Origin of the sequence: Leifsonia sp. NPDC056824 (assembly GCF_042789575.1) — a bacterium.
GTDB lineage: Bacteria > Actinomycetota > Actinomycetes > Actinomycetales > Microbacteriaceae > Leifsonia.
Map to the genome: position 1 here is coordinate 418,195 of NZ_JBHUAV010000003.1, position 23,504 is coordinate 441,698.

The window sequence follows — 23,504 nt, forward strand, 5'->3', positions numbered from 1 at the left end:
GATGACGACAGAGACCGACGACAACGACACCGCGGAGGCCGCCGAGCGCGCCGCCGCAGCGGACAAGGCCGCGACCCTCATCGAGTCGCTGCCCTGGCTGAAGACCTTCCACGACCGGATCATCGTGGTGAAGTTCGGCGGCAACGCGATGGTGAACGAGGACCTCCAGCGCACCTTCGCCGAGGACATCGTCTACCTGCGCTACGCGGGCCTGCGCCCGGTGGTCGTGCACGGCGGCGGACCGCAGATCTCCGCGATGCTCGACCGGCTCGGCATCGAGAGCGAGTTCCGCGGCGGCTACCGCGTGACGACGCCCGAGGCGATGGACGTCGTGCGCATGGTGCTGACCGGTCAGATCAACCGCGACATCGTGAGCAACATCAACAAGCACGGTCCGCTCGCCGCCGGCCTCTCCGGGGAGGACGCCGGGCTCTTCCAGGGCCGCAAGCGCGGAGCGGTCGTCGAGGGCGACGAGGTCGACCTCGGCCTGGTCGGCGACGTCATCGGCGTGAACCCGGAGGGCGTGCTCGCCCAGCTCGACGCCGGCCGCATCCCCGTGGTGTCCTCGATCGCGCCGGACATCGACGACCCGGGCCAGGCGCTGAACGTCAACGCCGACGCCGCGGCGGCCGCGCTCGCCGTCGCCCTCGGGGCGGCCAAGCTGGTCATCCTGACCGACGTCGCCGGTCTCTACAGCGACTGGCCGAACCGCGACTCGCTGCTGTCCAAGATCGCCGCGCCGGAGCTGCGCGAGCTGCTCCCGTCGCTGGAGTCGGGCATGATCCCCAAGATGTCGGCCTGCCTGGACGCGGTCGACGGCGGCGTCCCCAAGGCCGCGATCATCGACGGACGCGTGGCGCACTCGATCCTGCTCGAGGTGTTCACGCAGTCCGGAATCGGAACGGAGGTGGTGCCGGCATGACCGCGCAGCTCGCACACGGCACGGACGCGAACACCCGGGGGCGCTGGAAGCCCCGCTTCGGCGACGCCATGATGCGCACACTGGCGACCCCCAAGCTCATGCTCGTCCGCGGCGAGGGCTGCCGGGTCTGGGACGTCGACGGCAACGAGTACCTCGACTTCCTCGCGGGGATCGCGGTCAACTCGCTGGGCCACGCGCATCCGGCGCTGGTGGAGGCCGTGAGCAGCCAGGTGGCGACGCTCGCGCACGTCTCCAACTACTTCTCCACGCCGCCGCAGCTGGAGCTCGCCGAGCGCCTGCGCGCGATCACCGGCGCGGGCGAGCACGGCCGCATCCTGTTCGGCAACTCGGGCGCGGAGGCCAACGAGGCGGCGTTCAAGCTGGCGCGGCTCAACAAGGGGCCGCACGGCAGGCGCACGCGCGTGCTCGCCCTCCACAACGCCTTCCATGGCCGCACGATGGGTTCGCTCGCGCTCACCGGCAAGCCGCCGATGCGCGAGGCGTTCGAGCCGCTGCCCGGCGGCGTCGAGCACATCGACTCGACCATCCAGGCGCTGGAGGCCGCGATCGACGACCGGGTCGCCGCGCTGTTCGTGGAGCCGATCAAGGGCGAGGCCGGCGTGCTCGACCTGCCGGACGGCTTCCTCCAGCGTGCTCGCGAGCTCACCGAGCAGCACGGCGCGCTGCTGATCATCGACGAGATCCAGACCGGCATCGGCCGGACCGGGCGCTGGTTCGCCTATCAGCACGCCGACATCCTGCCGGACGCGATCACGGTCGCGAAGGGCATCGCCGGGGGAGTGCCGATCGGCGCCCTCATCACCTTCGGCCGGGCGTCCGAGCTGTTCAGCCAGGGCCAGCACGGCTCGACTTTCGGCGGCAACCCGCTCGCGACGGCGGCGGGCAACGCGGTGATCGGCGAGATCGAGCGCGCCGACCTGGTCGGCAACGCCGCCCGGCGCGGGGAGGAGCTGCGCGCCATCCTGCGCTCGTACGGCTCTCCGCTGATCGGCGACGTGCGCGGCGCCGGCCTCCTGATCGGCGTCGGCCTGACCGACGGCGAGGGACACCGGCTCTCCGACGCGGCGCTCGCCAACGGCCTCATCATCAACGCGCCGAACGAGTCGAGCATCCGCCTCGCTCCGCCGCTGATCGTGGGCGACGCCGAGCTCGCGGAGTTCCGCGAGCGGTTCGGCCGCGCACTCGCCGACGTGCACGCCTCCTGACCTTCCGACCTCCTGACGCAGCCCTCCTGACGCAGATAAAGGACTTCCCGATGACACGTCATTTCCTCCGCGACGACGACCTGAGCCCGGCCGAGCAGGCCGAGGTGCTCGACCTGGCCGACCGGCTGAAGGCCGACCGCTTCTCCGCGAAGCCGCTCGCCGGCCCGCAGACCGTCGCCGTGATCTTCGACAAGACCTCGACCCGCACGCGCGTCTCGTTCGCGGCCGGGATCGCGGACCTCGGCGGCAGCCCGCTGATCATCCAGAGCGGCGAGAGCCAGCTCGGAAGCAAGGAGTCGCTGGCCGACACCGCGCGCGTCCTGGAGCGGATGGTCGCCGCGATCGTCTGGCGCACGTTCGCGCAGGCCGGGCTGGAGGAGCTGGCGGAGGGCACGACCGTGCCGGTCGTCAACGCGCTGTCGGACGAGTTCCACCCCTGCCAGATCCTGGCCGACCTGCAGACGGTCCGCGAGCGCAAGGGTCGCACCGAGGGGCTGACGCTCGCCTTCTTCGGCGACGGCGCCAGCAACATGTCGCACTCGTACCTGCTGGGCGGCGCGACGGCAGGCATGCACGTCCGCGTCGCGGCTCCCGCGGCCTATGCGCCGGACGCCGCCGTGCTCGCCGACGCGGCCGCGATCGCGGAGCGCACCGGTGGCTCGGTCGCCGTCTTCACCGACGCCAGGGAGGCCGCCGCCGGCGCCGACGTCGTCATCACCGACACCTGGGTGTCGATGGGCAAGGAGGACGAGAAGGCCGAGCGCGTCGCCGTCTTCGGCGACTACACGGTGGACGCCGAGCTGATGGGGCTCGCGGCGGACGGCGCGGTTTTCCTGCACTGCCTGCCCGCCTACCGCGGCCTGGAGGTGACGGCCGACGTGATCGACGGCCCGCAGTCGGTGGTCTGGGACGAGGCCGAGAACCGCCTCCACGCCCAGAAGGCGCTGCTGGTGTGGCTGCTTGCGAAGAACGAGGAGGGTGCGGCATGACCGCGGACGAAACGACCGGCGGCGTCGGCAAGACCGACGAGGGCAAGCTCTGGGGCGCGCGCTTCGCGGGCGGACCCTCGCCCGAGCTGGCCGCGCTGAGCAAGTCGACCCACTTCGACTGGGCGCTCGCCTCCTACGACATCGCGGGCTCCCGCGCCCACGCCCGCGCGCTCGCGGCGGCAGGCTATCTCGACGACGTCGAGCTCGCCGGGATGCTCGGCGCCCTCGACGTCCTGGAGGCCGACGTGGTCTCCGGGTCGTTCGCCGCCGCCGAAAGCGACGAGGACGTCCACGGTGCCCTGGAGCGCGGCCTGATCGAGCGGGCGGGCGCCGACCTCGGCGGCAAGCTGCGGGCCGGCCGCAGCCGCAACGACCAGATCGCGACGCTCGTGCGCCTCTACCTGCGCGACCACGCCGGCATCATCGCGGAGCGCCTGATCGCGCTCATCGACGCGATCGCCGCGCAGGCGGACGCGCACCCCACCGCGATCATGCCCGGCCGCACCCACCTCCAGCACGCGCAGCCCGTCCTGCTCGCCCACCACCTGCTCGCGCACTGCTGGCCGCTGGTGCGCGACCTGGAGCGGCTGGCGGACTGGGACCGGCGCGCGAACGTCTCGCCGTACGGCTCCGGCGCGCTCGCCGGCTCCACGCTCGGGCTCGACCCGATGCTGGTCGCCAGGGAGCTGGGCTTCGCCACCAGCTCGGAGAACTCGATCGACGGCACCGCCGCGCGCGACGTCGTGGCCGAGTTCGCCTTCGTCGCGGCGCAGATCGGTGTTGACCTGTCGCGCTTCGCCGAGGAGATCATCCTCTGGAACACGCGCGAGTTCGGCTTCGTGACCCTCGACGACTCCTACTCCACGGGGTCGTCGATCATGCCGCAGAAGAAGAACCCGGACATCGCCGAGCTCGCCCGCGGCAAGGCGGGGCGTCTCATCGGCAACCTGACCGGCCTGCTGACCACGCTCAAGGGCCTCCCGCTGGCGTACAACCGTGACCTCCAGGAGGACAAGGAGCCGGTCTTCGACTCGGTGCAGACGCTGGAGGTCGTCCTCCCCGCGTTCGCCGGGATGGTCGCGACGCTGCGCTTCCACACCGACCGGATGGCGGAGCTCGCCCCGCAGGGCTTCTCGCTCGCGACCGATGTCGCCGAGTGGCTGGTCAAGCAGCACGTCCCGTTCCGGAACGCCCACGAGATCACCGGCAGCCTGGTGAAGTTCGCGGAGGACAACGGCCTGGAGCTGAGCGACCTGACCGACGAGCAGCTCGCGGCCGTCTCCCCGCTGCTCACGCCCGAGGTGCGGTCGGTGCTGACCGTCGACGGCTCGGTCGCGAGCCGCACCGGAGCCGGCGGGACCGCTCCCGACCGGGTGGCCGACCAGCTCGCCGCCCTGACCGAGCGCGTCCGGGCGCTGACCCGCGCCCTCGTGGCGACACGACGGGACCTCGGCTGATGGCCGGCAAGCGGCCGGGCTGGGTCATCCCGCTGATCGTCGTCGTGGCGGTCGCGGTGATCGTGGTCGGGCTCATCGTGACCGTCCTGGCCGGCGGCCGGATCTTCTGAGCCGGATGACCCTCCACCGGCCCGGGCGCGACGTGTTCACCGCGTCAGCGCTCGAGGTCGCGCCGAAGCTGCTCGGCGCGGTGCTCCGCCACGAGACGGAAGAGGGCGTCGTCGCCATCCGCATCACCGAGGTGGAGGCCTACGTCGGCGACGGCGTCGACCCCGGCTCGCACTCCTTCCGCGGCCGCACCAAAAGAAACGCGGTGATGTACGGCCCGCCCGGCCACCTGTACACGTACTTCACGTACGGGATGCACGTCTGCGCGAACGTGGTGTGCTCGCCCGAGGGGGAGTCATCGGCGGTGCTGCTGCGGGCGGGGGAGGTCGTGGAAGGCGCCGACCTCGCGTCGCACCGGCGCGGCGGCCCGACCGGCCGTACCGTCCCGGCGCGCGACCTGGCGCGCGGGCCTGCGCGCTTGGTCGTCGCCGCGGGCATCCTGCTGTCCGAGAACGGCTCCGACGTGCTCGCGCCGCCGTTCGACCTCCGGCTACCCGACGAGCAGCCGGCGTACGAGACCGGTCCGCGCACGGGCGTCTCCGGCGCCGGAGGCAGCGTCACCTTCCCGTGGCGCTACTGGCTCCCCGGCGATCCCACCGTCTCCCCGTACAAGCGCCACCCCAAATCCCACGCCTGACCCCATTCCCAGCCGCCGAGGGGCACGTCGTTGTCACTTTTCGCGCCCGAAAGTGACAACAACGTGCCCCTCGGCGAAGCGGGAGGGTGGGAGAGGGGCGGGTGGGAGCGGGTCAGGCGACGGCGAAGCGGAAGAGGCCGGCGCAGACGCAGGCCCAGATCAGGCTGACGAGGGTGCCGATGATGAACCGCTCGCGCGCCTCCGGGGCCTCCAGCTCGGTGAACCGCCCGACGCCCTTGATCGCGATGATCACGCCGAGCGCCTCGGGGAAGCCCGCCATGATCGAGCCGGTGGTCGCGAAGCGCTCCAGGTAGCCGATCGTCGTCCCTCCGCGCAGCACCTCGCGCGTCTCCTCAAGCCCGCTGACCCTGTCGTGCACGACGATGCCGCCGTGGACGCCGGGCACCGACGTGCTCCGTGTCGCGAGTGCGAGGGCGAGCTGCGCGGCCGGTCCGCCGCCGACGACGCTGAGCGCGAGCGCGACGACGCCGATGAGCACCCGGAAGACCAGGGGAGCGCCGTGCTGGGGGAGCGCGACCAGGAGGAACGCGAGCCCGAGCAGCCCGACCGCGGTGTAGACCAGCGGCCGGCGCGGCGTGCGGAGCGTGGCGATCATGCAGCACACCGCGGCGATGGCGCTGATCAGCGCGAGCGCCCACAGAATGATCGGCAAGACGGCGACGAGGAGCTGCGGCACGGGCAGGGACGTCATCCATCCTCCGGTCGTTCGGCCGACTGCTGGGCTGCGTCGGCGGTCCCCAACAGCCTAACCAGGGCCGGCTGGGCCGCAAGGTCGGCGCGCAGGCCGGCGGCACGGGCGCGGTCGTTCGCCGACTGCGGGGTGATGCCGAGCCGCGCGCCGGCCTCCGCCTGGGTCAGCCCCGCGGCGACGAGGTCGTAGAGCTCCCAGCCGGCCTCGCTGCGGGCCGCCCGCTGCGTCAGGAGGAGGCCGACGAGCGCCTCGACGTCGGCGGCGGCCTCCGGCGCGGCGACCGCCTCCGCGGCGAAGCGCAGCGGCGTGCGCTTGGCGCGGGTGACCGCGGCGCGGGCGGCGACGAAGGCGTCGCCGCTGGCCTCGCGCGTGGCGCCGGGGAGCGGAGAGCGCACGTCGCCGATGCCGAGGCCGACGCTCCACGCGTCGCCGCGCGCGAGCGTGGTGACGATGTCGAGGGCGGTGGCGGCGTCGGCGGTGAGCGCCTGGAGCTCGTCGCCGGCGTTCCGGTCGGCGGGGAGCGCGAGCCGCTCGCCGTAGCGCTCGTTCAGCGCGGCGAGCGTCGGCGCGACGATGTCGGGCCGGCTGCGGCTGTCGACCTGGTCGGCGGTGACGACGAACATGGGACCTCCTCGGGCTGCGCTCCGGAACGGGTGAGGCGGGGCGCGAACATCAGGGCTGTGAACCTGATTCGCACACTATCAGGTCCTGAGACCTGATTCAACCCTCATCAGGCCTGTAGACCTGATCGTCGGACGGGGCGGAAGGACCGCCGCTGCTACTCTGTGGGAGTGCCAGATACCGCCGCAGCAGCAGACCGGAGCAGCGCAGAGCAGAGGCTCGCAGCGCAGACCAACGACCCCTCCTTCGACGACGTTTGGGACGAGCTGAAGTGGCGCGGACTCGTCCACGTCTCCACCGACGAGGCCGCCCTCAAGCAGCTCCTCTCCGGCGACCCGATCACGTACTACTGCGGCTTCGACCCGACCGCGCCGAGCCTGCACCTCGGCAACCTCGTGCAGCTCCTGACCATGCGTCGCCTCCAGCTCGCCGGCCACCAGCCGCTCGGCCTCGTCGGCGGCTCGACGGGCCTCATCGGGGACCCGCGGCCCACCGCTGAGCGCACGCTGAACACCAAGGAGACCGTCTCCGAGTGGGTCGGCTACCTCCAGCAGCAGGTCACGCGCTTCCTGTCGTCGGAGGGCGACAACGCCGTCCGCCTGGTCAACAACCTCGACTGGACGGCGCCGCTCTCGGCGATCGACTTCCTGCGCGAGATCGGCAAGCACTTCCGCGTCGGCACGATGCTCAAGAAGGACGCCGTCGCCGCCCGCCTCAACTCCGACGAGGGCATCTCGTACACCGAGTTCAGCTACCAGATCCTGCAGGGCATGGACTTCCTGGAGCTCTACCGGCAGTACGGCTGCGTGCTGCAGACCGGCGGCAGCGACCAGTGGGGCAACCTCACCAGCGGCACCGACCTGATCCGCAAGGTGGAGGGCGTCCACGGCCACGCCATCGGCACCCCGCTGATCACGAACAGCGACGGCACGAAGTTCGGCAAGAGCGAGGGCAACGCGATCTGGCTGGACGCGAGCTTCACCAGTCCATACGCGATCTACCAGTTCTGGCTCAACGCCGACGACGCCGACGTGATCGACCGCCTCAAGGTCTTCACCTTCCTCCACCGCACCGAGATCGAGCGCCTCGCGCGCGCGGTCGCCGAGGAGCCGTTCCGCCGCGAAGCCCAGCGCACGCTGGCCTACGAGGTGACGGCGCTCATCCACGGCGCGGAGGCGACCGAGGCCGTCATCGCGGCGTCCGAGGCACTCTTCGGCCAGGGCGACCTGACCGGCCAGGACCGCGGCACGCTAGAGTCGGCGCTCCGCGAACTCCCCAACACGACGACGGCCTCCTCCACCACGATCGCCCAGGCCCTGGTCGACACCGAGCTCACCAAGAGCCTCGGCGAGGCCCGCCGCGCGGTCGCCCAAGGCGGGGTTTACGTGAACAACGCGAAGGTGGAGGACGCGGAGGCGGCCGTGGGGGACCACCTGCTCCCGGGCGGGATGGTCGTGCTGCGGCGCGGGAAGAAGACGCTCAGCGGGGTGTTCGTGGAGTAGTGGGGGAGCGACGGTAGGGTGACGGACATGCAGAGCCAGACGGGATCGGCCGACAGGGGCGGACCGGACGGGGCCGAGACGGCCTCGGACGGCCTCCTGACGCCGTTGGAAGTGATCGAGGAGCAGCCGCTGAACACGCGTGCGGAGTCGTACCTCGCCCTGCACCAGGAGCTGTCCGCCCGGCTCGAAGGCGCCGACGCTCCGCGGCATGCCTGAACGGCTGGATGTCGCACTCGCCGCGCGCGGACTGGCGCGGTCGCGGACCCACGCCGCCACTTTGATCGCGGGCGGTCTGGTGACGGTCGACGGCAGACCAGTGGTGCGCGCGTCCACGAAGGTGGGCGACGACCAGGAGCTCGCCGTCGCCGGCGCGGACCACTACGTGAGCCGCGGTGCGCACAAGCTGATCGCGGCCCTGGACACCTTCCGCGTCGCCGTCGAGGGCCGCACGGCGCTCGACGCCGGAGCATCCACCGGAGGGTTCAGCCAGGTGTTGCTTGAGCGGGGCGCACGGCTGGTTCTCGCGGTCGACGTGGGCCACGGTCAGCTCGCGCCAGAACTCGCTCTGGAGGAACGCCTCTTCTCGTACGAGGGTGTGAACGTCCGGGAGCTGACCCGCGAGTCGTTCGGCCGCCTCGTCGGACCCGACCTGCGTCCGGAACTCGTCGTCGCCGACCTGTCGTTCATCTCCCTCACCCAGGTGCTCCCCGCCCTGCGTGACCTCGCTGCCCCGGGCGCGGACTTCGTCCTCCTCGTCAAACCGCAGTTCGAAGTCGGGCGGGGCGGCATCCGAGAAGGGATCGTCCGCGACGCCGGGCTGCGCGCCGACGCGGTCGGCGGCGTGCTCTGGAGCGCGTGGGACCTGGGGCTCGGCACCGCAGGCGCGATCGCCTCGCCGATCGCCGGGTCGCACGGCAACCAGGAGGCGCTGGTGCACCTGAGCGAGCGTGGAAGCAACCCGACGAGGTGGTTGGAGACGGTTCGGGACATCACTGCGTGAGTAGTGCGCCCGTCGCTGAGCGGTGAATTCTCGGGCGATCATTTCGGCCGCAGAGTGATATCCGACATGTCGCCGCTGTGCCCGGCCTTACAGTCATCGGATGAGCTCCGCCCGCGTCGCCTCGTGGCGAACCCGTGCCGTCCAGGGGCGGGCGCTGTTCGTGGCTTTCATCGGCTATCTCGCCATCCCGGTGCTGAACGCCGTATCGCCGCTGCTGGCTCTCCCGGCCATCACCGCGACCCACGGCGGCGGAGCCTGGGCGGCGATCGCGCTCGGGCAGTCGCTGGGGGGCACCGCCGGAGTGGTGGTGGAACTCGGGTGGGGTCTGAGCGGAAGTCAGCGCGTGGCCAGGATGTCGGACAGGAACCGTGCCCGCGCCTTCGCCACGTCGCTGGTCACCAAGAGCGCGGTCGCTGTGCCCGCTTTAGCCATCGCAGCCCCGCTCTCCGCGACCCTCGCCCCGCGGTTCGCCGTGCTCGCGGCGCTGGTGTCGATCGTGAGCGGATTGGCGGTGCTGGGGGCGGGCTGGATCTTCATCGGGATGATGCGACCGCGCCTCTTCCTCCTTACCGATGTGCTCCCGCGCACCGTCCTGGTGGCGGCCTCGGCGGTCGCGATCTCGGCGGGGTGGACGGTCCTCGCCTATCCGATCGCCCTCCTGATCGCGGCCGTGAGCGCGCCGCTCGTGGCTGCGATGGTGCTGGGAACGAGACCCGCTGACCTGGTGGCTCTCGGGCCGCGACGGATCATCGCGGTAGTGAGGATGCAGGGTCACGCTCTGACCACCAACATCTTCTCGTCGGTGTACCTCTCGCTCGGAACGACCGTCGCGACGCTCGGCTCGGTCGACGCCACCTTGCTGTACGCGTCGGTCGACAGGCTCAAGCGAATGTTCCAGCAGGTCTTGGTCACCCAGCAGTACGTGCTGAAGGGCTGGGTGGGCCGCGAGCCCGATCCGGCCAGGAGGATCGAGCGTGCCATCCGCGCGGCCCTCATCAGCTCGGGAATCGGCGTGCTCGCCGGGGTCGGCTTCGCCTTCCTGGCGGAGCCCGCCGCGCAGATCGTCTTCGTCGGGACCGTGCGCGTCCCGCCCCTGGCAGCGGCGATCGCCGGCGCGAACGTGACGGTGATCTGCCTCAGCATGTCCACGGGAGTGGTGCTCCTGGTCGCCCTCGGGCGGCTGTCCGCCACTGCGCGCTCTGCCGTGGTCGGGGCGGCGGTCGGCATGCCCGCGATCTTCCTGGGGGCTCTGTTCTTCGCCGGTACGGGCGCGCTCGCCGGGCAGCTCCTCGCCGAGCTCGCTGTCATCGCGGTGCAGCTCGTGGCCGTGCGCACGCGCTTGCGCGAACTGCACGGCACCGTGAAGCGCCCCGGACCGCGGCCGGGCGATGAAGCTGTCCGCACACCCGCCTCCTGAGTGAACGTTCTCCACAATCTCCCCGTCCCCAGCACATCCCCGACCGAAAACCGACAGAATGGTGGGACGGCCCGGAACCGGGCGATGGCAGAGGGAGGCGACGTGGCGGCATCGGGTGACGCGCAGCGATACATTCTCGTCGTCGCGCACACCGGTCGTCAGGACTCCCTCGACGCCGGCGTGCAGGTGTGCCGGCAGCTCATCAGCGCGGGCGTCGTGCCGGTGCTCAGCGAGGACGAGCGGCGCGATCTGCTCGCGGCGGAGCCGGGCCTTGACGCTGTCGCCGTGCTCGGCGACGAAGTGCAGGCGAGCGACCTCGAGCTGGTGATCGTTCTCGGCGGCGACGGCACCATCCTGCGCGCGGCCGAGCTGGTGCGGGGCTGCACGGCTCCGCTGCTCGGCGTCAACCTCGGGCATGTGGGCTTCCTCGCCGAGAGCGAGCGCGACGACCTCGAGATCGCCGTCGCGCGCGGGCTCGCGAAGGATTACGAGGTGGAGGAGCGCATGACGCTCTCCGCGCGCGTCAAGGTCGGCAAGGAGGTCGTCTACGAGAGCTGGGCGCTCAACGAGGCGACCGTCGAGAAGGCCAGCAGGGAGCGGATGCTCGAGGTCGTCATCGAGGTCGACGGGCGGCCGATGTCGAGCTTCGGCTGCGACGGTGTCGTGATGTCGACGCCCACCGGGTCCACCGCCTACTCCTTCTCGGCAGGCGGACCGGTGGTCTGGCCCGGCGTCGCCGCGCTGCTGCTCGTGCCGCTCAGCGCGCACGCCCTGTTCTCACGGCCGCTCGTGGTCGACGCCGACTCGTCGCTCGCGATCGAGCTGCTGGACCGCGCGGGCGGGGAGGGCATCCTCTGGTGCGACGGCCGCCGTGCGTTCGACCTGCCGCGCGGCTCGCGCGTCGTCGTGCGGCGCTCGCCCATCCCGGTGCGCCTGGCGCGCCTGCACCCCGGGCCGTTCACCGACCGGCTCGTGCACAAGTTCGACCTTCCGGTCACCGGATGGCGGGGGCCGGCCGGACGTGACTGAGCGCTCTACCACCCGCACCGCGGCGGGACGCACGCAAAACACCGCGCCACGCGGCGGCATCGACGAGATCTCCATCCGCGACCTCGGCGTCATCGCCGAGGCCGCGCTGCCGCTCGGTCCCGGGTTCACCGCGATCACCGGCGAGACCGGCGCGGGCAAGACGATGGTCGTCTCGGCACTCGGCCTCCTGCTGGGCGAGCGCGCCGACACCGGCGCCGTCCGGCTCGGCAGCGCCCAGGCCTGGGTCGAGGGCCGCTGGCGCGTCGAGGAGCCGGGGGAGGTCGTGGAGCGCGTCCGCGACGCCGGCGGCGACGTCGACCCGCTCGGCGACGGCGCGGCGGAGCTCGTGCTGAGCCGCTCGGTGTCCGCCGAGGGCCGGTCGCGCGCCGTGGTCGGCGGCCGCAGCGCGCCGGTGAGCGTGCTGAGCGAGCTCGGGGAGCAGCTCGTCGTCGTGCACGGCCAGTCCGACCAGCTCCGGCTGCGATCGGCCGTGGCCCAGCGCGAGGCGCTCGACCGCTTCGCCGGGCCCGACCTCGCGGGAGCGCTCGACGGCTACGTGCAGGTGTTCCACCGCTGGCGCGACAACGCGACCGAGCTGGACGAGCTCCTCGCCGACCGGGACAGGCGCGCGCGGGAGGCCGACGACCTCCGGGTCGCGATGGCCGAGATCGAGGCCGTCGCGCCGCAGCCGGGCGAGGACGACGAGCTGGGCGAGCGCGCCGAACGGCTGACCAACCTCGAAGACCTGCGGCTCGCCGCCTCCGGCGCCCGCGAGCTGCTCTCGGCAGAGGAGTCCGAGGAGCCCGACGTGGTCGGCCTCCTGGAGGCCGCGCGCCGCCAGGTCGAGCGCGTCGCGCCTCACGACGCCGAGCTCGCCCCGACCGTGGAGGCCGTCGCCAACCTCAGCTACCTGGCCTCCGACATCGCCGCCCAGCTCTCCACCTACCTCGCCACGCTCGACACCGACGGCTCCCGTGAGCTGGAGGCAGTCCAGGAGCGCCGGGCGGAGCTGTCCACGCTCGTCCGCAAGTACGGGCCGACCCTGGACGACGTGATCAGCACCCTGGAGACCGGAAGCCTGCGGCTGCTGGAGCTCGACGGCGACGCCGACCGCATCCAGGAGCTCACGGACGAGGTGGCGGCTGACAAGGCGCTCGTGATGGAGCTCGCCGCCGACCTCAGCGAACGTCGCCGGGTCGCCGCCGAGCGCCTCGCCGCCGCGGTCTCCGACGAGCTGTCCGCCCTCGCCATGCCGGACGCCCGCGTGGTCGTGGAGGTCACCCAGCGCGACGAGGCCGACCCGCAGAGCTACACGGCCAGCGGCCGCGACCAGGTCGCGATCCTGCTGCGCCCGCACCCGGGCGCGGAGCCGAGGCCGCTCGGCAAGGGCGCGTCCGGTGGAGAGCTCTCGCGCGTCATGCTCGCCATCGAGGTCGTCATCGCGGCGACCGACCCGGTGCCGACCTTCATCTTCGACGAAGTGGACGCCGGCGTCGGCGGCGCCTCGGCCATCGAGATCGGCCGCCGGCTCGCGCGACTCGCCCAGAGCGCGCAGGTGATCGTCGTGACGCACCTCGCGCAGGTGGCGGCGTTCGCGAACAACCACCTCACGGTCGTCAAGGGCAACGACGGGGCGGTCACGGCCTCCAGCGTCCGCCGGCTCGACGGGGAGGAGCGGATCGCGGAGATGGCGCGGCTGCTGTCCGGCCTGCCCGACTCCGAGAGCGGGCTCACGCACGCGCGCGAGCTCGTGGACATGGCCGCGTCCGCACGCTGAGTCGCGACACGCGCGGGACACCCCGCAGCAGGTGATAAGCTGCAAGCCCGTGGTGGATAATTCAGACGCGGCTCAGACCAACAGCAAAAACGGCACTACCAAGCACATCTTCGTGACCGGTGGTGTCGTTTCTTCGTTGGGGAAGGGCCTCACGGCCGCCTCCCTCGGAAACCTCCTGACAGCCCGCGGTCTCCGCGTGGTCATGCAGAAGCTCGACCCGTACCTCAACGTGGACCCGGGGACGATGAACCCGTTCCAGCACGGCGAGGTCTTCGTCACGGACGACGGCGCGGAGACCGACCTCGACATCGGCCACTACGAGCGCTTCCTCGACATCAACCTCTCCCAGTCGGCGAACGTCACCACCGGCCAGATCTACTCGAACGTGATCGCCAAGGAGCGCCGCGGCGAGTACCTGGGCGACACCGTCCAGGTCATCCCGCACATCACCGACGAGATCAAGCGCCGGATGCGCCTCCAGGCCCAGCCGGGACCGGACGGCGAGCCCGCGCCGGACGTCATCATCACCGAGATCGGCGGCACGGTCGGCGACATCGAGTCGCAGCCGTTCATCGAGTCCGCGCGCCAGGTGCGCCACGAGCTCGGCCGCAAGAACTGCTTCTTCGTGCACGTCTCGCTCGTGCCGTACATGAACGCCTCCGGCGAGCAGAAGACCAAGCCCACCCAGCACTCCGTCGCGGCGCTGCGCTCCATCGGCATCCAGCCGGACGCGCTCGTGCTGCGCAGCGACCGGCCGGTGTCCGAGTCGAACAAGCGCAAGATCGCGCTGATGTGCGACGTGGACGAGCAGGCCGTCGTCAACGCGGTGGACGTCCCGAGCATCTACGACATCCCGACCATGCTGCACGAGCAGGGCCTGGACGCATACATCATCGACCAGCTCGGCCTCGACAAGGCCGCCGACGTCGACTGGCACGGCTGGGCGCGCCTCCTGGAGGCCGTGCACGACCCCAAGCACGAGGTCACGATCGGCCTGGTCGGCAAGTACATCGACCTCCCCGACGCCTACCTGTCGGTCACCGAGGCGCTGCGCGCGGGCGGCTTCGCCCACCGCACCAAGGTGAAGCTCAAGTGGATCCCGTCCGACGAGTGCCAGACCCCGGAGGGCGCCGCCGCACAGCTCGGCGACGTCGACGCGATCTGCGTGCCCGGCGGGTTCGGCGTTCGCGGCATCGAGGGCAAGGTGGGCGCGCTGAAGTTCGCCCGCGAGAACGGCATCCCCGCGCTCGGCCTGTGCCTGGGCCTGCAGTGCATGGTGATCGAGTACGCGCGCCACGAGGCGGGCCTCGCCGGAGCGTCGTCCTCGGAGTTCGACCCGGAGACCGAGTTCCCGGTGATCGCCACAATGGCCGAGCAGGTCGAGATCATCGCCGGCGGCGACCTGGGCGGCACCATGCGCCTCGGCCTGTACCCGGCGGTCCTCGCCGAGGGCTCGCTCGCGGCCGACCTGTACGGCGCTCCGGAGGCCAGCGAGCGCCACCGCCACCGCTACGAGGTCAACAACAACTACCGCGAGCAGATCGCCGACGCCGGCCTCTGGTTCTCCGGCACGTCGCCGGACGGCCACCTGGTCGAGTACGTCGAGCTGCCGCGCGACGTGCACCCGTTCTACATCGGCACCCAGGCCCACCCGGAGCTGCGGTCGCGCCCGAACAACGCGCACCCGCTGTTCGCCGGGCTCGTCGGCGCCGCGCTCGAACGGCAGAAGGCCAGCCTCCTGTTCGAGGTCGCGGCGGACGACGAGGTCGGCGCCGCGGTCGGCGCGGTCGAAGTCGGCGCGGACGCCTGATGGCGGACGGCGGCGCGTTCCGCGACGAGCCGTTCCGTCCGGAGATCGTCTCGTCGGAGGTGCCCTTCGACGGCAAGATCTGGGACGTGCGGCGCGACACCTTCCGCTACAACGGCGAGGAGATCACCCGCGAGTACGTCGACCACACGGGCGCCGTCGCGGTGCTCGCGCTGGACGACCAGGACCGCGTGCTGCTGATCAAGCAGTACCGGCATCCCGTGCGGTACCGCGACTGGGAGGTCCCGGCCGGACTCCTCGACATCCGCGGCGAGGACCCGCTGATCGGGGCGCAGCGCGAGCTGGCCGAGGAGGCCGACCTCGAGGCCGATCGCTGGAACGTGCTGACCGACGTCTTCACGAGCCCCGGCGGCAACGACGAGGCCATCCGCGTCTACCTGGCGCGCGGGGTGCGGGCCACCGCCGAGGCGTTCGAGCGCGAGGCGGAGGAGGCCGACATCGAGGTGGCGTGGGTGCCGCTGGAGGAGGCGGTCGACGCGGTGCTCGAGCGGCGCGTCCACAACTCGATCTTGATCATCGCGGTGCTCGCCGCGCGGGTCGCCCGCGAGAAGGGCTGGGCGAGCCTCGGCGCCGCCGACGCGCCCTGGCCGAGCCACCACAAGCTGGCCGCGGTCGAGGCCGAGACCGCCGGGCAGAGCGCAGCGGGATGACCGTCGCGGCGGACGCGGACGCCTTCCTGAGGCACGTCGCCATCGAGCGCGGCCTCTCGGCGAACACCGTCGCCGCGTACCGGCGCGACCTCACGGTCTACACGGTCTGGCTGGACGGCGAGGGCGTCGGCGACATCCGCGAGGTCCAGCCGGTGACCGTCTCGACCTACCTCGCCCACCTGGGCTCGCGCGAGGAGTCGCCGTTGACCGCGGCCTCCCTCGCCCGGATGCTGTCGACCGTGCGCGGCTTCCACCGGTTCCTGCTGGAGGAGGGCCGCGTGGAGGTGGACGCGGCCCGCGACATCCGCCCGCCGAAGCTGCCGAGCACCCTGCCGAAAGCGATCACCGTCGACCAGGTCGCCGCCCTGCTGGCGGCCACGGACGGCGACGAGCTGGACCACCTCCGCGACAAGGCGCTGCTGGAGCTGATGTACGCGACCGGCGCGCGCGTCAGCGAGGCGGTCGGCCTCAACGTCGACGACGTGATCGACACCGACGTGGTGCGGCTCACCGGCAAGGGCGCCAAGCAGCGGATCGTGCCGCTCGGCAGCTTCGCGCAGGTCGCGATCGCCGCCTACCTGGTGCGGGCGCGCCCCGTGCTGTCGGCGCGGGGGAGGGCGACGCCCGCGCTGTTCCTCGGGATGCGCGGCGCGCGGCTGTCGCGGCAGAACGTCTGGCTGATCATCCGGGCCGCCGCCGAGCGCGCCCAGCTCGGCGTCGAGGTCTCGCCGCACACGCTCCGGCACTCGTTCGCCACCCACCTGCTGGCGGGCGGAGCTGACGTCCGAGTGGTGCAGGAGCTGCTGGGCCACTCGTCGGTGGCGACGACGCAGATCTACACGCTGGTGACGGCGGACGCGCTGCGGGATGTGTACGCGACGGCTCATCCGCGGGCGCGGTAGGCGCAGCCTGCCGAATCGTGGGCACAGCCCTGCGGACCCGCCGCGGCCACGGCCCGCGGAGCGGGGTGGGCGCGGATAGGATGGAGCCCGTGAACAGGCCGTGAACGGCCGACGATCGAGAGGGACGAGGATCAGCCAGGTGACGCGCAACGACGAGGTCAGGACGGAGCTTCCCGGCATGGACACCGCATCCATCGCCGCACCGCTCGGACCAACCGGACGCCCGCTGCGCACATTCCCCGTACCCGCCGAGCTCGCCCAGCACGGGCCCGCCAAGGTCGTGGCGCTGTGCAACCAGAAGGGCGGGGTCGGCAAGACCACCACCTCCATCAACCTGGGCGCGACGCTGGCCGATTACGGCCGCAAGGTGCTCGCGATCGACTTCGACCCGCAGGGCGCGCTCTCGGCCGGGCTCGGCGCGCAGACCCACGACGTGACGACGATCTACGACCTGCTGCTGAACCGCAACGCGGACGTTCGGGAGGCCATCCAGACCACCGGCGTGCCGGGGCTGGACATCATCCCGGCGAACATCGACCTCTCGGCCGCCGAGGTGCACTTGGTCAACGAGGTGGCGCGTGAGCAGATCCTCGCCGGCGTGCTGCGCAAGGTGTCGGCCGACTACGACGTCATCCTCATCGACTGCCAGCCGTCGCTCGGCATCCTCACCGTCAACGCACTGACCGCGAGCCACGGCGTGCTCATCCCGCTGGAGTGCGAGTACTTCGCCCTGCGCGGCGTCGCCCTGCTCATCGAGACCATCGACAAGGTGCGCGAGCGGCTCAACCCGGCGATCGAGCTCGACGGCATCCTCGCGACCATGTACGACTCCCGCACGCTGCACTCGCGCGAGGTGCTGGAGCGCGTCGTCGACGCGTTCGGCGACCGCGTGCTCGAAACGGTGATCTCGCGCACGGTGAAGTTCCCGGACGCCTCGGTCGCGGCCACGCCGATCACGCAGTTCGCGCCCGAGCACCAGGCGGCGGAGGCCTACCGCCAGCTCGCGAGGGAACTGATCCACCGTGGCGCCGTCGCCTGACGACCCCTCGAACACCATGACCCCGAAGGGCACGTCGTTGTCACTTCCGGGCGCCGAAAGTGACAACAACGTGCCCCTCGGCGGGCAGGGGTTTCGGGTTGCGGTGGGGGAGTTCGAGGGGCCCTTCGACCTGCTGCTGTCGCTGATCTCCAAGCATGAGCTGGACATCACCGAGATCTCGCTGAGCCGGGTCACGGACGAGTTCATCGCCTACCTGCGCCGCCTCGACGCCGACGAGAGCCTGGACGAGGCGAGCGAGTTCCTGCTCGTGGCGGCGACGCTGCTCGACCTCAAGATCGCCGGCCTCCTGCCGCAGGGCGAGCTGGTCGACGCCGAGGACGTCGCGCTGCTGGAGGCGCGCGACCTGCTGTTCGCGCGCCTGCTGCAGTACCGCGCGTTCAAGGAGGCGTCGACGTGGTTCGCCGCGCACCTCGACGCCGAGAGCTCGCGGCACGCGCGCACGGTGCGGCTGGAGGACAAGTACCGCCAGCGCACGCCCGAGCTCGTCTGGACGCTGACCGCCGAGGACTTCGCGGCCCTCGCCACGCTGGCGATGACGCCGCGCGAGATCCCCGTCGTCGGCCTGGACCACCTGCACGCGCCGCTGGTCAGCATCCGCGAGCAGGCTGCCGTGGTCGTCGGGATGCTGCGCGCCGGCGAGCCGTTGTCGTTCCGGCAGCTCGTGGCCGGCGCGGAGCAGAAGGGCGTCGTGATCGCGCGGTTCCTCGCCGTGCTCGAGCTGTACCGGCACGCGGCCATCGCGTTCGAGCAGGTCGAGCCGCTGGGCGAGCTGACGCTGCGCTGGACGGCGGAGCACTGGTCGGAGGAGAACCTGTCGAACTTGGGAGCGGACTATGACGGTTGACGGAACCGAGCTGGAGACGGAGCCGGCCAGGGTCGAGGACGCGCAGATCGAGCGCGCGCTGGAGGCCATCCTCATGGTCGCCGACGAGCCGATGAGCCTGGTGACGCTCGCGACGGCGGTGGGCGCGCCCGTGAAGCGCGTGCGCGCGGCGGTCGACGCACTGGTGGCCGATTTCGACGGCGAGAGCGGCCCCGGTGGCACGCCCGGCGTGCGCCGCGGCTTCGAGCTGCGGGAGGTCGGCGGCGGCTGGCGGGTCTATGTGCGGCCGGAGTTCGACGCCGTCGTCTCCGGCTACGTCCTCCAGCAGAACCCCACCCGGCTGTCGCAGGCGGCGCTGGAGACCCTCGCGGTGATCGCCTACAAGCAGCCGATCAGCCGCGGTGCCATCGCCTCCATCCGCGCCGTCAACGTGGACTCGGTGGTGCGCACGCTGGCCGGCCGCGGCCTCATCACCGAGCTGTTCACCGACAGCGAGACCGGCGCGATCAACTACGGCACCACCGACCTCCTGCTCACCCAGCTCGGCATCAACTCCATCGAGGAGCTGCCGAAGATCTCGCCGCTGCTGGCCGACGGCGCGGAAGGGTTCGACGATGTCCGCTGAGGCTCCGCAGGGCGAGCGCCTGCAGAAGGTCATGGCCGCGGCCGGGGTGGCCTCCCGGCGGGTGTCGGAGGACCTGATCGCCGCCGGCCGGGTCACCGTGAACGGCCAGGTGGTCACCGAGCTGGGCCGCCGCGTCGACCCCGCGACCGACCGCGTCGCCGTCGACGGCACCGCTGTGCAGCTCGACACGTCGCGGCGCTACGTGATGCTCAACAAGCCGGTCGGCGTGGTGAGCTCGATGCGCGACGAGCAGGGCCGACCCGACCTGTCGCGGTTCACGGCGGACTACCCGGAGCGGCTGTTCAACGTCGGTCGTCTGGACGCCGAGACCTCTGGCCTGCTCATCCTGACGAACGACGGCGAGCTCGCGCATGTGCTCGCGCATCCCAGCTTCGGCGTGACCAAGACCTATATCGCGCGCGTGCGCGGCACGGTCGCACCCCAGACGATCGCGCGCCTGACCAAGGGCGTCGAACTGGAGGACGGGCCGATCGCCGCCGACAAGGCGCGCCTGTTGCAGTCGCGGTCGGGCGGCGGCGACAGCCTCGTGGAGATCACCCTGCACTCGGGCCGCAACCGCATCGTCCGCCGGATGATGGCGGAGGTCGGCCATCCCGTGATCGAGCTCGTGCGGCGCCAGTTCGGGCCGCTGCACCTCGGCACGCTGAAGGTGGGCGCGATGCGCGACCTGACCAAGGAGGAGCTGGGGGCGCTGCTGACGATCTCGCGGCAGTGAGCCCGTTTCGGCCCCGGCTAAGGTTGATCCGTGACTGATTCCGCCTCCCGCCTCGCCGGACCCGTCCGCGTGGTCGGCGCCGGACTGCTCGGGGCGTCCGTCGGGCTCGGGCTGCGCGCCCGCGGCGTGGACGTGCTGCTCGCCGACGCCTCGCCCGCCCACCTGCGCCTCGCCGCCGACTACGGCGCGGGCCGCCCGGACGACGGCGGAGCCGAGCCCGCACTGATCGTGGTGGCCGTGCCGCCCGACCTCGTCTCACGCGTCGTCGCCGATGAACTGGCCGCGCATCCCGCCGCCGTCGTCACCGACGTCGCGAGCGTGAAGGGCCAGCCGCTCGCCGAGCTGGTCGCGACCGGCGTCGACCTCTCCCGCTACGTCGGATCGCATCCCCTCGCGGGCCGGGAGCGCGGCGGCCCCAGCGCCGCGCGTGCCGACCTGTTCATCGGCCGCCCGTGGGTGGTCGCCGCCCGGCCCGAGAACGCGCGCGCCTCGGTCAACCTGGTGGAGGCGCTCATCCTCGACCTCGGCGCGACGCCCGTCGAGATGGCCGCCGCCGACCACGACGCCGCCGTCGCGCTCGTCTCGCACACGCCCCAGATCGTCTCGTCGCTGATGGCGAAGCGGCTCGCGGCCTCCACCGACGCCGCGCTCGGCCTCGCCGGCCAGGGCGTGCGCGACGTCACGCGTATCGCCGGCAGCGAGCCGGAGCTGTGGGTGCAGATCCTCGGCGCCAACGCGCCCGCGGTCGTGCAGATCCTGCGGGACTACCGCGACGACCTCGACCGGGTGCTCACGGCGCTGGACGACGTGGACGCCGCCGGCTCCCGCCGCACCATCGCCGAGGAGATCGCCGGAGGCAACCTGGGTGTCTCCCGGCTGCCGGGCAAGCACGGCCAGGACAAGCGCTTCTCCAGCCTCGTCGTCATGGTGGACGACCGGCCGGGCGAGCTCGCGCGCCTCCTCGCCGAGCTGGGTGAGCTCGATGTGAACCTGGAGGACCTGCGCCTGGAGCACTCGCCGGGCGCCGCCTTCGGCCTGGCGGAGATCGCCGTGCTCCCCGAGGTGTGGCAGCGCACCGTGACCGACCTGACCGACCGCGGCTGGAGGATCGCCGGATGACCGACACCAACCCCATCGTCGTCGCCGTCGACGGGCCGGCCGGGAGCGGCAAGTCGTCCGTCTCCAAGGCGGCCGCCCGAACGCTCGGCTGGTCGTACCTGGACACCGGGGCCGCCTACCGCGCGCTGAGCTGGTTCGTGGTGCAGCGCCGGCTCGACCCCACAGACTCCGCCGCCGTGATCGACGCCCTCCCGGACTTCGACTACCGCATCGGCACCGACCCGGACACGTACCACGTCTTCGTCGGCGACCGCGACGTCACCGAGGCCATCCGCGAGCCGGAGGTCACCGCCGTGGTCAGCGCCATCGCACGCGTGGCGGAGGTGCGGGACTTCCTCACCGGGCTGTTCCGCTCCATCGTCTCCCGCACCGAGAAGCGCGGCATCGTGGTGGAGGGACGCGACATCACCACCATCGTCTGCCCGGACGCCCAGGTGCGCATCCTGCTCACCGCCGACGAAGAGGTTAGAATTGCCAGGCGTTCCGCTGAGCTGGCCGACCATTCCGCCTCCCATGTCGGTGAGGCCCTCCGCAGACGCGACGCGGCCGACTCCCGGGTCGTGGACTTCATGAACGCCGCAGACGGCGTGACCACCGTCGACTCCACCGACCTCGACTTCGACCAGACCGTCGACGCGGTCATCGCGGTCGTACAGAAAGAGACCCATGTCTGACATCGACAACGAGCCGACAGGCGCCGACGACCTCGTCGAGCGCCTCGCGGACCTCGACGAGAACCTCGCGGTGCAGCGCGCCGCCGCCCTCCGCACCGGGCTGGAGGAGTACGAGCTCGACGACACCGACCTCGACCTCCTCGGCGCCGTCACCGAGGACCCCGACGCGATCACCTACCTCCCCGCGCTGCCGGTGCTGGCCATCGTCGGCCGCCCGAACGTGGGCAAGTCGGCGCTCGTCAACCGCATCCTGGGCCGTCGTGAGGCCGTCGTGGAGGACACCCCCGGCGTCACGCGCGACCGGGTCTCGTACCAGGCGGAGTGGAACGGCCGCCGCTTCACGCTGGTCGACACCGGCGGCTGGGAGCCGGATGCCCGCGGCATCGACGCGTCCGTCGCCGCCCAGGCCGAGGTCGCGATCGACCTCGCCGACGCCGTGCTCTTCGTCGTGGACGCGACCGTCGGAGCGACCGCGACCGACGAGCATGTGGTCCGACTGCTCCGCAAGACCGACAAGCCGGTCTTCCTCGCCGCCAACAAGGTGGACGACGCCCGCCAGGAGCCGTACGCAACCGAGCTGTGGTCGCTCGGCCTCGGCGAGCCCTGGCCGGTCTCGGCCCTGCACGGCCGCGGTGTCGCGGACCTGCTGGACCAGCTCCTGAAGGCGCTGCCCGAGGTCTCCGCGGTCGCCAAGCGCGAGGTCGGCGGACCCCGCCGGGTCGCGATCGTCGGCCGCCCGAACGTCGGCAAGTCCTCTCTGCTCAACAAGGCGGCGGGGGAGGAGCGCGTGGTCGTCAACGAGCTCGCCGGCACCACCCGCGACCCCGTGGACGAGCAAGTCGAGCTGGGCGGCAAGGTCTGGCGCTTCGTGGACACCGCCGGCATCCGCCGCCGCGTGCACCTGCAACAGGGCGCCGACTTCTACGCGTCGCTGCGCACCTCCACCGCGCTGGAGAAGGCGGAGGTCGCCGTCGTCGTGCTCGACGTGTCGCAGCCGATCAGCGAGCAGGACGTCCGCATCATCGACCTCGTGCTGGAGTCCGGCCGCGCGCTCGTGCTGGCGTTCAACAAGTGGGACCTGCTGGACGACGACCGCCGCCGCTACCTGGAGCGCGAGATCGAGCAGGACCTCGCACACGTCTCCTGGGCGCCGCGCGTGAACATCTCCGCCCGCACCGGCCGCCACCTGGAGAAGCTGGTCCCTGCCCTGGAGCTGGCGCTCGAGTCATGGGACACCCGCATCCCGACCGGCAAGTTCAACGCCTTCCTCGCCGAGCTCACCGCGGCGCACCCGCACCCGGTCCGCGGCGGCAAGCAGCCGCGCATCCTGTTCGGCACCCAGGCCACCAGTCGGCCGCCGACATTCGTGGCCTTCACCACCGGGTTCCTCGACCCGGGCTACCGCCGCTACATCATCCGCCGCCTCCGCGAGGTCTACGGCTTCGAGGGCAGCCCGATCGTCCTCAACATGCGCGTGCGGGAGAAGCGCAAGCGCTAGCCATGGCGTTCGGCTTGGTCACGACCGGCCTCGCCGACACGCTAAGATAGACGAGTTGTCTTGCTTGGCGCTCTCACGGCCTGGGCGGGACGGCAACGGGCTGTGGCGCAGCTTGGTAGCGCACTTGACTGGGGGTCAAGGGGTCGCAGGTTCAAATCCTGTCAGCCCGACGTTCTGAAAAAGCCGGAGGGG

The 23,504-nt window shown here is 71.8% G+C and carries 23 protein-coding genes and 1 tRNA gene; 22 read left to right on the forward strand and 2 right to left on the reverse strand.

Features of this window, described 5'->3' with window-relative positions; translation table 11 throughout:
* The first annotated feature begins 1 nt into the window (after position 1).
* The 5 genes from argB (at position 2) to ACFRFH_RS14820 (ending at position 5,339) form a co-directional block, all read left to right on the forward strand.
* Complete coding sequence (gene argB, locus ACFRFH_RS14800) at positions 2–922, forward strand: acetylglutamate kinase (protein WP_382463753.1); 921 nt, start codon at positions 2–4, stop codon at positions 920–922.
* On the forward strand, positions 919–2,148 hold the full coding sequence (locus tag ACFRFH_RS14805; protein WP_382463754.1) for an acetylornithine transaminase: 1,230 nt from the start codon (positions 919–921) through the stop codon (positions 2,146–2,148). Before argB ends, ACFRFH_RS14805 begins: the two co-directional genes overlap by 4 nt.
* Before the next feature lie 50 nt (positions 2,149–2,198).
* Positions 2,199–3,137 carry an ornithine carbamoyltransferase gene (gene argF, locus ACFRFH_RS14810; RefSeq protein WP_382463755.1) on the forward strand — a complete coding sequence of 313 codons (939 nt, stop codon included), beginning with the start codon at positions 2,199–2,201 and terminating at the stop codon, positions 3,135–3,137.
* Positions 3,134–4,594: an argininosuccinate lyase gene (argH, locus tag ACFRFH_RS14815; RefSeq protein WP_382463756.1), complete on the forward strand. Its 1,461-nt coding sequence runs from the start codon at positions 3,134–3,136 to the stop codon at positions 4,592–4,594. The genes argF and argH overlap by 4 nt, the downstream gene beginning before the upstream one ends.
* 115 nt (positions 4,595–4,709) lie before the next feature.
* Entirely contained in the window at positions 4,710–5,339 is a 630-nt protein-coding gene (locus ACFRFH_RS14820; RefSeq protein ID WP_382463757.1) for a DNA-3-methyladenine glycosylase, read from the forward strand.
* Between the two features lie 112 nt (positions 5,340–5,451).
* Here the strand turns inward: ACFRFH_RS14820 and ACFRFH_RS14825 are convergent, their stop codons facing one another.
* Positions 5,452–6,051: a hypothetical protein gene (locus ACFRFH_RS14825; protein WP_382463758.1), complete on the reverse strand. Its 600-nt coding sequence runs from the start codon at positions 6,049–6,051 to the stop codon at positions 5,452–5,454.
* Positions 6,048–6,674, reverse strand: a complete 627-nt coding sequence (locus ACFRFH_RS14830) for a DNA-binding protein (RefSeq protein ID WP_382463759.1) — start codon at positions 6,672–6,674, stop codon at positions 6,048–6,050. The genes ACFRFH_RS14825 and ACFRFH_RS14830 overlap by 4 nt, the downstream gene beginning before the upstream one ends.
* 168 nt (positions 6,675–6,842) lie before the next feature.
* Here ACFRFH_RS14830 and tyrS point away from each other — a divergent pair, with 168 nt between their 5' ends.
* The 17 genes from tyrS to ACFRFH_RS14915 all read left to right on the forward strand — a co-directional run bounded on the left by tyrS (position 6,843) and on the right by ACFRFH_RS14915 (position 23,482).
* A complete protein-coding gene (tyrS, locus tag ACFRFH_RS14835) occupies positions 6,843–8,174 on the forward strand; it encodes a tyrosine--tRNA ligase (protein ID WP_382463760.1) in 1,332 nt (443 codons plus the stop codon).
* 27 nt (positions 8,175–8,201) lie between these two features.
* Positions 8,202–8,390: a hypothetical protein gene (locus ACFRFH_RS14840; protein WP_382463761.1), complete on the forward strand. Its 189-nt coding sequence runs from the start codon at positions 8,202–8,204 to the stop codon at positions 8,388–8,390.
* Positions 8,383–9,174: a TlyA family RNA methyltransferase gene (locus ACFRFH_RS14845; protein ID WP_382463762.1), complete on the forward strand. Its 792-nt coding sequence runs from the start codon at positions 8,383–8,385 to the stop codon at positions 9,172–9,174. The genes ACFRFH_RS14840 and ACFRFH_RS14845 overlap by 8 nt, the downstream gene beginning before the upstream one ends.
* 100 nt (positions 9,175–9,274) lie before the next feature.
* Entirely contained in the window at positions 9,275–10,591 is a 1,317-nt protein-coding gene (locus tag ACFRFH_RS14850; protein WP_382463763.1) for a hypothetical protein, read from the forward strand.
* 102 nt (positions 10,592–10,693) lie between these two features.
* The gene (locus tag ACFRFH_RS14855) at positions 10,694–11,620 is read left to right on the forward strand and encodes an NAD kinase (RefSeq protein ID WP_382463764.1); all 927 of its coding nucleotides are present in this window, start codon (positions 10,694–10,696) and stop codon (positions 11,618–11,620) included.
* A 58-nt stretch (positions 11,621–11,678) separates the two neighbouring features.
* Positions 11,679–13,397, forward strand: coding sequence for a DNA repair protein RecN (recN, locus tag ACFRFH_RS14860; protein ID WP_382463848.1), 1,719 nt, complete (start codon positions 11,679–11,681; stop codon positions 13,395–13,397).
* A gap of 52 nt (positions 13,398–13,449) precedes the next feature.
* Complete coding sequence (locus tag ACFRFH_RS14865) at positions 13,450–15,207, forward strand: CTP synthase (RefSeq protein ID WP_382463849.1); 1,758 nt, start codon at positions 13,450–13,452, stop codon at positions 15,205–15,207.
* Positions 15,207–15,875 carry an NUDIX domain-containing protein gene (locus ACFRFH_RS14870; protein WP_382463765.1) on the forward strand — a complete coding sequence of 223 codons (669 nt, stop codon included), beginning with the start codon at positions 15,207–15,209 and terminating at the stop codon, positions 15,873–15,875. Before ACFRFH_RS14865 ends, ACFRFH_RS14870 begins: the two co-directional genes overlap by 1 nt.
* Positions 15,872–16,777, forward strand: coding sequence for a site-specific tyrosine recombinase XerD (xerD, locus tag ACFRFH_RS14875; protein WP_382463766.1), 906 nt, complete (start codon positions 15,872–15,874; stop codon positions 16,775–16,777). The genes ACFRFH_RS14870 and xerD overlap by 4 nt, the downstream gene beginning before the upstream one ends.
* A gap of 139 nt (positions 16,778–16,916) precedes the next feature.
* On the forward strand, positions 16,917–17,816 hold the full coding sequence (locus ACFRFH_RS14880) for a ParA family protein (RefSeq protein WP_382463767.1): 900 nt from the start codon (positions 16,917–16,919) through the stop codon (positions 17,814–17,816).
* Positions 17,800–18,681, forward strand: a complete 882-nt coding sequence (locus ACFRFH_RS14885; RefSeq protein ID WP_382463768.1) for a segregation and condensation protein A — start codon at positions 17,800–17,802, stop codon at positions 18,679–18,681. The genes ACFRFH_RS14880 and ACFRFH_RS14885 overlap by 17 nt, the downstream gene beginning before the upstream one ends.
* Positions 18,671–19,285 carry an SMC-Scp complex subunit ScpB gene (locus ACFRFH_RS14890; protein ID WP_382463769.1) on the forward strand — a complete coding sequence of 205 codons (615 nt, stop codon included), beginning with the start codon at positions 18,671–18,673 and terminating at the stop codon, positions 19,283–19,285. Before ACFRFH_RS14885 ends, ACFRFH_RS14890 begins: the two co-directional genes overlap by 11 nt.
* Positions 19,275–20,021, forward strand: a complete 747-nt coding sequence (locus tag ACFRFH_RS14895; RefSeq protein WP_382463770.1) for a pseudouridine synthase — start codon at positions 19,275–19,277, stop codon at positions 20,019–20,021. The genes ACFRFH_RS14890 and ACFRFH_RS14895 overlap by 11 nt, the downstream gene beginning before the upstream one ends.
* Positions 20,022–20,051: 30 nt before the next feature.
* Complete coding sequence (locus ACFRFH_RS14900) at positions 20,052–21,140, forward strand: prephenate dehydrogenase (protein ID WP_382463771.1); 1,089 nt, start codon at positions 20,052–20,054, stop codon at positions 21,138–21,140.
* A complete protein-coding gene (cmk, locus tag ACFRFH_RS14905) occupies positions 21,137–21,814 on the forward strand; it encodes a (d)CMP kinase (RefSeq protein ID WP_382463772.1) in 678 nt (225 codons plus the stop codon). The genes ACFRFH_RS14900 and cmk overlap by 4 nt, the downstream gene beginning before the upstream one ends.
* Positions 21,807–23,312: a ribosome biogenesis GTPase Der gene (der, locus tag ACFRFH_RS14910; protein WP_382463773.1), complete on the forward strand. Its 1,506-nt coding sequence runs from the start codon at positions 21,807–21,809 to the stop codon at positions 23,310–23,312. Before cmk ends, der begins: the two co-directional genes overlap by 8 nt.
* Before the next feature lie 96 nt (positions 23,313–23,408).
* Positions 23,409–23,482: transfer RNA gene (locus ACFRFH_RS14915), tRNA-Pro, on the forward strand.
* Positions 23,483–23,504 lie beyond the last annotated feature (22 nt).

Coding starts and splice junctions, on each gene's coding strand:
- argB (WP_382463753.1), top strand. CDS start 2: ATGACGACAGAGACCGACGACAACGACACCGCGGAGGCCGCCGAGCGC.
- ACFRFH_RS14805 (WP_382463754.1), top strand. CDS start 919: ATGACCGCGCAGCTCGCACACGGCACGGACGCGAACACCCGGGGGCGC.
- argF (WP_382463755.1), top strand. CDS start 2,199: ATGACACGTCATTTCCTCCGCGACGACGACCTGAGCCCGGCCGAGCAG.
- argH (WP_382463756.1), top strand. CDS start 3,134: ATGACCGCGGACGAAACGACCGGCGGCGTCGGCAAGACCGACGAGGGC.
- ACFRFH_RS14820 (WP_382463757.1), top strand. CDS start 4,710: ATGACCCTCCACCGGCCCGGGCGCGACGTGTTCACCGCGTCAGCGCTC.
- ACFRFH_RS14825 (WP_382463758.1), bottom strand. CDS start 6,051: ATGACGTCCCTGCCCGTGCCGCAGCTCCTCGTCGCCGTCTTGCCGATC.
- ACFRFH_RS14830 (WP_382463759.1), bottom strand. CDS start 6,674: ATGTTCGTCGTCACCGCCGACCAGGTCGACAGCCGCAGCCGGCCCGAC.
- ACFRFH_RS14840 (WP_382463761.1), top strand. CDS start 8,202: ATGCAGAGCCAGACGGGATCGGCCGACAGGGGCGGACCGGACGGGGCC.
- ACFRFH_RS14845 (WP_382463762.1), top strand. CDS start 8,383: ATGCCTGAACGGCTGGATGTCGCACTCGCCGCGCGCGGACTGGCGCGG.
- ACFRFH_RS14850 (WP_382463763.1), top strand. CDS start 9,275: ATGAGCTCCGCCCGCGTCGCCTCGTGGCGAACCCGTGCCGTCCAGGGG.
- ACFRFH_RS14870 (WP_382463765.1), top strand. CDS start 15,207: ATGGCGGACGGCGGCGCGTTCCGCGACGAGCCGTTCCGTCCGGAGATC.
- xerD (WP_382463766.1), top strand. CDS start 15,872: ATGACCGTCGCGGCGGACGCGGACGCCTTCCTGAGGCACGTCGCCATC.
- ACFRFH_RS14890 (WP_382463769.1), top strand. CDS start 18,671: ATGACGGTTGACGGAACCGAGCTGGAGACGGAGCCGGCCAGGGTCGAG.
- ACFRFH_RS14895 (WP_382463770.1), top strand. CDS start 19,275: ATGTCCGCTGAGGCTCCGCAGGGCGAGCGCCTGCAGAAGGTCATGGCC.
- cmk (WP_382463772.1), top strand. CDS start 21,137: ATGACCGACACCAACCCCATCGTCGTCGCCGTCGACGGGCCGGCCGGG.
- der (WP_382463773.1), top strand. CDS start 21,807: ATGTCTGACATCGACAACGAGCCGACAGGCGCCGACGACCTCGTCGAG.